Raw genomic sequence first — 10,222 nt, forward strand, 5'->3', positions numbered from 1 at the left:
CCGAGGTTGACGATGCCGGCGCGCTCGTTGATGAGCAGGCCGAGCGCCGCGAACGCGAGCACCGTGCCCGAGTTCAGCGTGGCGGCGACGAGACGCGCGAACTGGTCCATCACACGCCCTCTCGCGCAGGCAGGCTGGTGGTCGAGACGACCGGACTGAGCGGCGCATCGTCGAGCGGCGGCGCTGCGGCCGTCGTCGGCCCGACGGCACCGCGTGCCGGCTTCCAGCGCACGCGATAGGCGATCAGCGTGTCGCAGGCGAGCAGCGTGAACAGCAGCAGGCCCTGGAACACGCCGGTGAGCGATTGCGGCAGGCCGAGGCGCGACTGCGCCAGTTCACCGCCGATATAGAACATGCTCATCAGGATCGCCGAGAAGACGATGCCCACCGGATGCAACCGGCCGACGAAGGCGACGATGATCGCGGCGAAGCCGTATCCCGCGGGGACGTGCGGCGTGAGCTGGCCGAGCGGGCCGGCCACCTCGAGACCGCCGGCCAGGCCGGCCATGCCACCCGAGATGAGCAGCGCCGTCCACAGGGCCTTGCGCGACGAGAACCCGGCGTAGCGCGCCGCCGCCGGGGCCAGCCCGCCCACCTGCTGGGCAAACCCAGCCCGGGTGCGGAACAAAAACACCCACAAACCGGCCACGCCGACCAGCGCAATCAGCAGCCCGATGCTGACCCGCGAGCCCTTGAACAGCCGGGGGATGCGGGTGATGGCCTCAAAATTCTTGGTTTGCGGAAAGTTATGCCCCAGCGGGTCTTTCCAGGGGCCGTCCACCATGTAGCTCAGCACCAGCACGGCCACGTAGACCAGCATCAGGCTGACCAGGATTTCGCTGGCGTTGAACTTGTCGCGCAGCAGCGCGGTGATGCCGCCCCAGACCATGCCGCCCAGCACCCCGGCCAGCAAAATCGGCACCACGATCCAGCCGGTGGTGTCCTTGTCGGCCAGCAGCGCCACACCGCTGGCAAAGATGGCCCCGATCAAATACTGGCCCTCGGCCCCGATGTTCCACACGTTGGAGCGAAAGCACACCGCCAGGCCCAGCGCAATGATCAGCAGCGGCGTAGCCTTGACCATCAACTCGCCCAGCGCGTACTGCGACTTGATGGGCTCCCAAAAGAACACCTGCAAGCCCTTGACCGGGTCTTTGCCCAACGCCATGAACAAGGCCACACCAACCACCACCGTGACCAGCAGCGCCAGGATGGGCGAGGCGTAGCCCCAGAATTTGGACGGCTGGGGGCGGGCTTCAAGCTTGAGCATGGGCCGCCTCCGAAGTCACTGCAGAGGTGTTCCACAAACCGCTCATCCATTCTCCAATCTGCGCCACTGTGGCATCGGTGCGCGCCACCGAGGGCGACAGCCGCCCTTTGGCAATGACGTGCAGCCGGTCGCATATTTCAAACAACTCGTCCAGCTCTTCGCTGACCACCAGCACCGCGCAGCCGGCATCGCGCAGGGCCAGGATCTCGCCGCGGATCTGCGCCGACGCGCCCACGTCCACGCCCCAGGTGGGCTGCGAGACGATCAGCAACTTAGGCTTGGCGTCGATCTCACGGCCGACGATAAATTTCTGCAAATTGCCGCCCGACAGCGACTTGGCGGCCGCGTTCGGCCCGCCGGTTTTGACCTTGAAGCGGTCGATGATGCTTTGCGCCTGGGTTTGCAGCACGCCCAGCTTGATCCAGCCGCTGGCGGTGATGGCATCGGTGCGCGTCAGCATCAGGTTGTGCGCCAGTCCCAGCGTGGGCACGGCGCCCCGGCCCAGCCGCTCTTCGGGCACAAAATGCAGGCCCAGCGCGCGCCGCTGCTGTGGCCCCAGTTTGCCTGCGGGCTGTCCCGCCACCTGCACCATGTTGCCGTCGCAGCGGGTGTCTTCGCCCGACAGTGCGTACAGCAGCTCGCGCTGGCCGTTGCCCGACACACCCGCAATGCCCACCACCTCGCCCGCCTTGACCTGCAGGTCAATGCCCTCCAGCTCCACGCCAAACTGGTCTTCGCGCGCCAGCCGCAGGGCCTGCACTTTGAGCACCGTGGCCCCGGTTTGCACCGCGCGGTGCTGCAGCGCAGGCGGCTCGGCCCCGATCATCAGGCGGCTCAGCGAGGCATTGGATTCCTCGGCCGGGTTGCACACCCCGGTGACGGTGCCGCCGCGCAACACGGTGCAGGCGGTGCACAGCGCGCGGATTTCGTGCAGCTTGTGGCTGATGTACAAAATGCTGCAGCCCTCAGAAACCAGCTGGTTCAGCACCACAAACAGCTTTTCCACCGCCTGCGGGGTCAGCACCGAAGTGGGCTCGTCCAAAATCAGCAGCTTGGGGTTGGTCAGCAGGGCGCGGATGATTTCCACCCGCTGCATCTCGCCCACCGCCAGGGTGTGTACCGGCCGGCTGGGGTCGATGTCCAGGCCGTAGGCGCTGGCCTTGGCAACGATGCGCTGGGTCACCTCGGCCAAGCTCAGGCTTTTGTCCAGGCCCAGCCAGACGTTTTCGGCCACGGTCAGGGTGTCAAACAAACTGAAATGCTGGAACACCATGCTGATGCCCAGCGCCCGGGCTTCTTGCGGGTTGCGGATATGCACCGGCTGGCCGTTGAACAGCACCGTGCCTTCGTCGGGCTTGACCGATCCGTAAATGATCTTCATCAGCGTAGATTTGCCCGCGCCGTTTTCACCCAGTACCGCATGCGCCTCGCCGGGCTGCACCGTCAACGACACGTTGCTATTGGCTACCACCGCCGGATAGCGCTTGGTGATGTTCGTCAGTTGCAGTCTGGGTGGTGCCATACGGGAAGACTCTTTTTATGAAAATAAAGGCTCTAGCGCAGATTCTGCCTGCGTGAGTAGCTACTTTTTCAGTAGCAAACCCGCACAAAACCCCGGCTGCGTCGCAGAGTCCCCCAGCAAGCTCAGTGCCAACCGTAGAAAATTGCGAACAATGGCCGTACACAGCGGGTAAACGCCGCGTATCCTAACCCGCAAAAACACGCCGACGATGGTGCAATGCACCAAAATGGGTGGTGCGACTATTGCATGCATGGCTTTACAAGAATTGCCGATAAGGACTCCCTCACCATGACGACCCAACCCTTGCGCTTCCTCCGGCGCGGCCAGACCACCACGCTGCACAACGTGCCGCCCGACCGCACGCTGCTGCAGGTACTGCGCGAAGACCTCGGGGCCTGCGGCACCAAGGAAGGCTGCGGCGAAGGCGACTGCGGTGCCTGCACCGTGGTGCTGGCCGAGCCCCATAGCGATAAACCCGGCACGCTGCGCTACCGCGCCATCAACAGCTGCATCCGCCTGGCCCATTCCATCGACGGCATGGCGCTGTGGACAGTGGAAGATATAGCCCCCACACTCGGCATTGGCGTGTCCTCGCTGCACCCCGCACAAGAAGCCATGGTGCAATGCCACGGCTCGCAGTGCGGTTTCTGCACGCCGGGCTTTGTGATGAGCCTGTTTGGCATGTACCAAAACAGCACCTGCCAGGGCCAGCCCATTAGCCGCACGGACGCGCAAGAGGCCTTGTCGGGCAACCTGTGCCGCTGCACCGGCTACCGGCCGATTCTGGATGCCGCCCAGGCGATGGAGCACTTGCCCGCCGTGCGCATCGACGAAGCCACCGTGCTACAACAATTAGAGCTACTTGCGCTTACTGCACCTGCGCAAAGTGCCGATTTTTCTTATAAATCGCCGCGCACTTTGGCTGAGCTGACCGCCGCCCGTGCCGCTTACCCCCAGGCCCAGATCGTGGCCGGGTGCACCGACGTAGGCCTGTGGGTCACCAAGATGCACAAGCACTTCGACAGCGTGCTCGACGTGACCCAGGTGGACGAGTTGCGCCAGACCATTGCCCACGCCGACTACCTGCAGATCGGGGCCGCCGTCACCTTGCACGATGCCTACACCGCCCTGGTCGCCAGCCGCCCGCAGTTGCACAGCTTTGCCAGCCGCTTTGCAGGGCTCCCGGTACGCAACTCGGGCACCCTGGGCGGCAACGTGGCCAACGGATCACCGATTGGCGACTCCATGCCGCTGCTGATGGCGCTGGGGGCCACGGTGGTGCTGGCCAGCCAGCGCGGGGAACGCGAGCTGCCGCTGGAGAAGCTGTACACCGGCTACCGGCAAAACGTGATGGCGGCGGACGAAGTTTTGGCGTGGATCAAGGTGCCGCATGCGGGTGCCGAGTTCATGCGGGTGTACAAAATCTCCAAAAGGTTTGACGACGATATTTCGGCTATCTGCCTGGCACTGAGCCTGACGACCGTGGATGGCATCGTCACCGCCGCCTCCATCGGCGTAGGCGGAGTCGCCGCCACCCCGGTGCGGGCCGTGCAGACCCAGACCGCGTTGGTCGGCCAGCCCTGGAGCCTGGCCACCGCCCACGCTGCGGCTGCGGCCTTGCGCGCCGAGTTCCAGCCCATCTCCGACATGCGGGCCAGCGCCGCTTACCGCAGCGAAGTCATGGGCAATTTGTTGCAACGCTTCTGGCTGGAAAGCCAGGGTGAGACCCAAATCAACCTCGCCACTTTCGATGTGGAGGCCTGCGCATGAACGCCCCTGACAAACTCCTTGTGTCGACCGCCTCCGCCGGCAGCAGCCAGCCACACGAAAGCGCCCGCGCCCAAGTAGCGGGCGCGGCGCACTACATCGACGACCTGCCCGAGCTGCGCGGCACCCTGCATGCCGCGCCCATCCTGTCCACCGTGGCCCACGGCACACTCAAAGGCGTGGACAGCCGCGCCGCGCGCGCCCTGCCCGGGGTGCAGGCGGTCATCCTCAGCCAGGACATCCCCGGCGACAAGATGTTGGCCGCCTTTGCCCACGACGAACCGGTGTTTGCCATCGACACCGTGCTGCACATCGGCCAGGTCATCGGCCTGGTGGTGGCCGACACGGTGATGCAGGCCCGCGAAGCCGCCCGCGCCGTGCAGCTAGACATTGAGGCCCTGCCCGCCCTGCTGGACGTGCGCGCCGCCCACGCCGCCCAAAGCTATGTGCTGCCACCGGTGTTTGTGCGCCGGGGCGATGCCGCAGCGGCGCTGGCCAGCGCCCCGCACACCCTCAGCGGCCAGCTCGAAGTGGGCGGGCAAGAGCACTTTTACCTGGAGGGCCAGGTGGCCTACGTGCTGCCGCAAGAGCAAGGCCAGTGGCTGGTGCACTCCAGCACCCAGCACCCGGGCGAAGTGCAGCACTGGGTGGCACACGCCTTGGGTTTGAGCAACAACGCCGTCACGGTGGAGTGTCGGCGCATGGGTGGTGGCTTTGGCGGAAAGGAAACCCAGGCCGGGCACCTGGCCGTGTGGGCGGCGGTGGCGGCGAACAAATTGCAGCGCCCTGTCAAGCTGCGGTTTGACCGGGACGACGACTTCATGGTCACCGGCAAGCGCCACCCCTTCGCCTACGACTACACCGTGGGCTATAACGACGCGGGCCTTATTTGCGGCCTGCAGCTCAGCATGCTGGCCAACTGCGGCTTCAGCGCCGACCTGAGCGGCCCGGTGGCCGACCGCGCAGTCTTCCACGCCGACAACGCCTACTTCCTGGCCGATGTAGACATCGCCTCGTACCGCGTCAAAACCCACACCCAGAGCCACACCGCCTTCCGCGGTTTCGGCGGGCCGCAGGGCGTGATCGTGATCGAAACCATCCTCAGCGAGATCGCCCGGCAGCTGAAACTAGACCCGCTGGCCGTGCGCCGCCACAACCTCTACGACGCGGCCGACACCCCCAACGCCAGCCGCAACTTCACCCACTACGGCATGGAGGTGGAAGACAACATATTGCACCCCATGCTCTCAAAAATAGAGCAAACTTCGGCCTACTACCAGCGGCGGGAGGCGATTCAGGCATGGAACGCCAGCAGCCCGGTGATCAAGCGCGGCATCAGCATCACGCCGGTGAAGTTCGGCATCTCGTTCACCGCCACCCTGTTCAACCAGGCCGGTGCGCTGGTCCACGTCTACACCGACGGCAGCGTGCAGGTCAACCACGGCGGCACCGAGATGGGCCAGGGCCTGAACACCAAGGTGGCGCAGATCGTGGCCGACGAGCTGGGCGTGCCCTTTGCCAGCGTGCTGGCCACGGCCGCCGACACCAGCAAGGTGCCCAACGCCTCCGCCACGGCGGCCTCCAGCGGCACCGACCTGAATGGCCGCGCCGCCCAGTACGCCGCCCGCAACGTGCGCGACAACCTGGCGCAATTTGTGGCCGGGCTAGATAACTGCGGCGCCGGGGCCGTGCAGTTCAAGGGCGGCCAAATCACCACCCCCAGCACCAGCCGCCCGTTTGCCAGCGTGGTGCAACAGGCCTACGCCAACCGCATCCAGCTGTGGAGCGACGGCTTCTACCGCACGCCCAAAATCCACTACGACAAAACCACGCTGACGGGCCGCCCGTTCTACTACTTTGCCTACGGCGCGGCCTGCACCGAGGTGGCCATCGACACCCTGACGGGTGAGAGCCGCGTGCTGAAGATCGACGTGCTGTACGACGCAGGCACCAGCATCAACCCGGCCATCGACATCGGCCAGGTGGAGGGCGGATTCATCCAGGGCATGGGCTGGCTGACCACCGAGCAACTGGTGTGGAACGCCAAGGGGTATTTGAGTACCCACGCCCCCAGCACCTACAAGATCCCGGCTACGGGCGACATCCCGGCGCACTTCAAAGTGGACCTGTGGGAACAGCCTAACCGCGAGGACACCGTGTTCCGCAGCAAAGCCGTGGGCGAACCGCCGTTTATGCTGGCCATCAGCGTGTTCGAGGCGCTGAAGGAGGCCATTGCCTCGGCGCGCAGCGATGGCGCGGTGGTGCAGCTGGCGGCTCCGGCCACGGCGGAGAATGTGCTGTGGGCGCTGGGCGCGTAGGGTTCTATTTTTAAGAAAAATCGGGCTCCAGCGCAGACACCACCTGCGCTGGAAGCTACACAATCAATAGTAAACCGCTATTGTGGCAGCGCCACTTCCAGCGGCTCGCCATAGGTCACCACCCGGTTGCGGCCGCTGCGTTTGGCCTCGTAGCAGGCGCTGTCGGCGGCCTCCAGCACGGCGGCGACCTCGGGTAGCTCGGGGCTGAGCTGGACCACGCCGATGCTGGCCCCCAAGTGGAAAGCATGCTCACGCCAGTCCATGCGCCAGGCAAAGACCCCGGCGCGCACCTGTTCGGCGATTTTCTGGGCCCGCTTCAGGGTGCAGCCGGGTAGCAGGATGGCGAATTCATCGCCGCCCAGACGGGCCACCGTATCGCTTTGCCGTACCAGCGACTCCAGCAGGCGGGCGATTTGGCGTAGCACTTCGTCACCTGCCGCATGGCCGGCCGCGTCGTTGATGGCCTTGAAGTAGTCCAGGTCGATGAACATGGCGCAACAGCCTTGGTAGTCGGTCTGGCGCGACAGCGGCTGGTGTGTCTGCTCCACCGCGTGGGCCAGCCGGGCCTCAAAATCGCGGCGGTTGACCAGATGGGTCAGGCTGTCGTGGGTGGCGGACCAGGCCAACTCGTCGATGCGGGCGCGGGCGGCGGTCACGTCGTTCAGGATCCAGATCACCCCGGCGCTGGGGTCACCGTCGATCACACCCCGGCCCCGCATCCGCACCAGCAGGCTGCTGCCGTCCTTGCGCCGCATCTGTACGTCGCCGTCGAACGAACCCTGGGTTTTGAAGGCCGCGCGGTAACGTTCGCCCACCGCCAGGTAGGCCTCATGCGAGGGGTAAATCACCCCCGCATCCAGCCCCAGCAGCTCGCCCTCGGGGTAGCCAAACAGGTAGTTGGCGTGGCTGCCGACCAGCTCGAACCGGCTGTCGCGGGTGATGACGATACCCACCGGCGAGTTCTTCAAAATCGCCATCAGTTGCTCGACCATCGCACTCTGGGCGGCCTGGGCACGGCCACGCTCCAGCGTCACGTGGCGAAACACCTGCACCAGTTGGCCGATCTCGCCGCGGGCCCGGGGCCAGTCGTCGGACACGGCCCGCCCCGCGCCCAGCAGCCGCTGCGCCCGGTCACGCAACTGGGTAATGGGCCGGGTGATATTCGCAATCAACAGCGTAGACAAAGCCGCGCAGATGCCCATGATGCCCAGCACCACCAACCAGGAGCGGGCGTGCACCTGGCGCAGCGGTGCCAGAGCGTAGTCGGCAGAGGTGATGCGGGCTACGGTCCAACCGGCAGCGGGCACGTCGGCCGTGGCCACCAGGTAGTGCGGCTGGTCCACCGATCCGCCGCTCTGCCGCTGGGCAAGCAAGGGACCCAGGCCCGGCTCGTCGGCCGCGCGCAGCATGCGGTGCTGGGCATCGGGATGCGACAGGATCACACCGGCCCGGCTGTAGATGACCAGCACGGCCGAGAAATCACCCAGCGTGGACACGGCTGCAGGCAGCAAATCTGCCGAGCCCAGCGACACCGCGCCCGCCAGCACCGCCACGGTCTGGCCGTCTGGGCCGCGTACCGGCACGGTCACCACCACCACCGGCTCCTGGGTCTGCTGGCTCCGTACCGGCTCTGAGATACCAATGGCCCCGGTGAGCAGGGTGGTTTGGAACACCGCCTGGTGGCTGAAACCCGGGTCTGGCACATCTTGCGGGGAATGGCTGGCCGATGCCAGTACGCTGCCGTCGGGCAGCACCACTTGCAACGCCAGAAACTGCTCCAGCGTCAGCGGGTGGTTGCGCAGCAACTGCGCCAGGGCCGCCGGGTGGGCCAGCTGCGTGGAGGGAATGTCGGCGGCCAGCAAGCGCAAGTTGGACTGCATGCGCCGCAGCCGGGTGTCCACCAAATCGGCCACCAGGTAGACAGAATCCTGCTGCTGTTGGCTAAAGCTGTTGCGCACCACCTGCTCGCTCTCGCGCGCCATAAAGTAGCTGGAGGCCGCTCCTGACAACAGAGCCGACCCCACCGCCACCAGCAGGATGCGCAGCTTGAGCATGCCCATCGCCTGCCAGCACCAGTGCACAGAAAATCGCCGGGGCGGCGCGGGTGTGGAGGGGATTTCCAGAGGTTCGGAGTGTCGGGTCATATCTTGTTTTTGTGTGGAACTACAAAATCCAAGGACCCTTCACCCCTCTTGCACGACAGGCCGCAGCAACCCCCTCTTGATTTGTAACCGGTTAATTTTTACCGGAGCAGCCCCATGCTGTCTAGCAAAATCACGCAAAACCGGCATAAGTACGCGTTTTCACCGTCAAAATGCCGTATTTTGATAAGTTTGGACTTGCATTTAGAGTTAACTATGGAGTCTTTTTTTAAAGCCCAATGGGATGTGCGCCGTTACAGCGGCGAGCACCAGGCCCACGCGCACGACCACGCCCAGATCATGTTTGCGCTGCAGGGCCGCATGGAGCTGGAGATTGGCGGCCGCGCCAGCTTTGCCGACACGGCCTGCGGGGTGATCGTGCCCGCCGGGGTGGCGCACGGCTTTGTAGCCACGGCCCACACCCGCATGTGGGTCATGGACACGCCCGCACAAGCCGGCATGGACCGGGTGCGGCGCTTTGCCGTGCCGCCGCTGCGCCCCGATCTGGCGCTAGCCGACCTGCTGCAGGCCCCGCAGATCCTGCAGCGCCGTAGCGTCACGCGCGCCGCCGTGGATGCCGCGCTGGATGCTGAACTGCACGCCCCCTGGACAACGGCACGCATGGCCGCGCTGTTCTTTTTGAGCCCCCAACGCTTCCATGCCCGGCTGCTGGAGCTGACCGGCAGCCCGCCGCAAAGCTATTTGCGCGCCCGGCGACTGCAGCGGGCCATGGCCTTGGTCCAGACCGGCATGCCGCTGGAGACCGCCGCGCTGCAGGTGGGCTACCGCAGCGCCAGCGCCCTGGCCTACGCGTTGAAGCGCGACCAGGGTGTGGGCGCAAAAAGTCTGCGAAGCTAAGCAGCACAAGAGTCTCTCGACATTTCCACCCGCGCCCTGCCTCACCATCAGGGCATGCACAACAAAACCCTTCTCGGCAGCCTGATGGTGCTGGCCGCCGCCGTTCTATGGGGCACCACCGGCACGGCGCAAAGCCTGGCCCCGCCGCATTTATCGGCCTACTGGATTGGCGCGCTACGGCTGGTGGTGGCCTCGGGCTTCTTTGCCATTTACGGCCTACTCACCGTGCCGCGCAGCAGCTGGGCGGGTGATCTGCGCCAGCTCGCCTGGGGCCAGGTGCTACTGGCGGGCCTGTGCATTGCAGGCTACAACCTGGCGTTTTTTGCCGGGGTCAAATCCAACGGCG

At 65.5% G+C, this 10,222-nt stretch carries 7 protein-coding genes and 1 pseudogene; 4 read left to right on the plus strand and 4 right to left on the minus strand.

The genetic code is table 11. The annotated features are described in order from the left end of the window. The 3 genes and pseudogenes from ABI213_RS17440 to ABI213_RS17450 form a co-directional block, all read right to left on the minus strand. A pseudogene (locus ABI213_RS17440) lies at nt 1–110 on the minus strand (ABC transporter permease); the annotation flags it as partial. Further along, the gene (locus ABI213_RS17445) at nt 110–1,270 is read right to left on the minus strand and encodes an ABC transporter permease (protein ID WP_348028011.1); all 1,161 of its coding nucleotides are present in this window, start codon (nt 1,268–1,270) and stop codon (nt 110–112) included. The pseudogene ABI213_RS17440 and the gene ABI213_RS17445, both read right to left, overlap by 1 nt. Next, nucleotides 1,257–2,792 carry an ABC transporter ATP-binding protein gene (locus tag ABI213_RS17450; protein WP_348005845.1) on the minus strand — a complete coding sequence of 512 codons (1,536 nt, stop codon included), beginning with the start codon at nt 2,790–2,792 and terminating at the stop codon, nt 1,257–1,259. Before ABI213_RS17450 ends, ABI213_RS17445 begins: the two co-directional genes overlap by 14 nt. Before the next feature lie 288 nt (nt 2,793–3,080). Here ABI213_RS17450 and xdhA point away from each other — a divergent pair, with 288 nt between their 5' ends. Both xdhA and xdhB read left to right on the plus strand, forming a co-directional pair. After that, entirely contained in the window at nt 3,081–4,562 is a 1,482-nt protein-coding gene (gene xdhA, locus ABI213_RS17455) for a xanthine dehydrogenase small subunit (RefSeq protein ID WP_348005844.1), read from the plus strand. Further along, nucleotides 4,559–6,877 carry a xanthine dehydrogenase molybdopterin binding subunit gene (gene xdhB / locus ABI213_RS17460; protein WP_348005843.1) on the plus strand — a complete coding sequence of 773 codons (2,319 nt, stop codon included), beginning with the start codon at nt 4,559–4,561 and terminating at the stop codon, nt 6,875–6,877. The genes xdhA and xdhB overlap by 4 nt, the downstream gene beginning before the upstream one ends. A gap of 77 nt (nt 6,878–6,954) precedes the next feature. On the opposite strand, the gene ABI213_RS17465 is transcribed toward xdhB, so the two are convergent. Beyond that, nucleotides 6,955–9,021, minus strand: a complete 2,067-nt coding sequence (locus ABI213_RS17465) for a diguanylate cyclase (protein WP_348005842.1) — start codon at nt 9,019–9,021, stop codon at nt 6,955–6,957. Nucleotides 9,022–9,234: 213 nt separating this feature from the next. Here ABI213_RS17465 and ABI213_RS17470 point away from each other — a divergent pair, with 213 nt between their 5' ends. Beyond that, complete coding sequence (locus tag ABI213_RS17470; protein WP_348005841.1) at nt 9,235–9,876, plus strand: helix-turn-helix domain-containing protein; 642 nt, start codon at nt 9,235–9,237, stop codon at nt 9,874–9,876. 54 nt (nt 9,877–9,930) lie between these two features. Continuing rightward, a partial coding sequence (locus tag ABI213_RS17475) for an EamA family transporter (protein WP_348028013.1) occupies nt 9,931–10,222 on the plus strand: 292 nt, incomplete at its 3' end.

The sequence above is a fragment of the Rhodoferax sp. genome, from assembly GCF_039922535.1.
Taxonomy (GTDB): Bacteria; Pseudomonadota; Gammaproteobacteria; order Burkholderiales; family Burkholderiaceae_C; genus Rhodoferax_B.

What these genes read in the sequence shown, in the direction of transcription:
- ABI213_RS17470 (WP_348005841.1), top strand. Translation starts at nt 9,235, where the DNA reads ATGGAGTCTTTTTTTAAAGCCCAATGGGATGTGCGCCGTTACAGCGGC.
- xdhB (WP_348005843.1), top strand. Translation starts at nt 4,559, where the DNA reads ATGAACGCCCCTGACAAACTCCTTGTGTCGACCGCCTCCGCCGGCAGC.
- xdhA (WP_348005844.1), top strand. Translation starts at nt 3,081, where the DNA reads ATGACGACCCAACCCTTGCGCTTCCTCCGGCGCGGCCAGACCACCACG.
- ABI213_RS17445 (WP_348028011.1), bottom strand. Translation starts at nt 1,270, where the DNA reads ATGCTCAAGCTTGAAGCCCGCCCCCAGCCGTCCAAATTCTGGGGCTAC.
- ABI213_RS17450 (WP_348005845.1), bottom strand. Translation starts at nt 2,792, where the DNA reads ATGGCACCACCCAGACTGCAACTGACGAACATCACCAAGCGCTATCCG.
- ABI213_RS17465 (WP_348005842.1), bottom strand. Translation starts at nt 9,021, where the DNA reads ATGACCCGACACTCCGAACCTCTGGAAATCCCCTCCACACCCGCGCCG.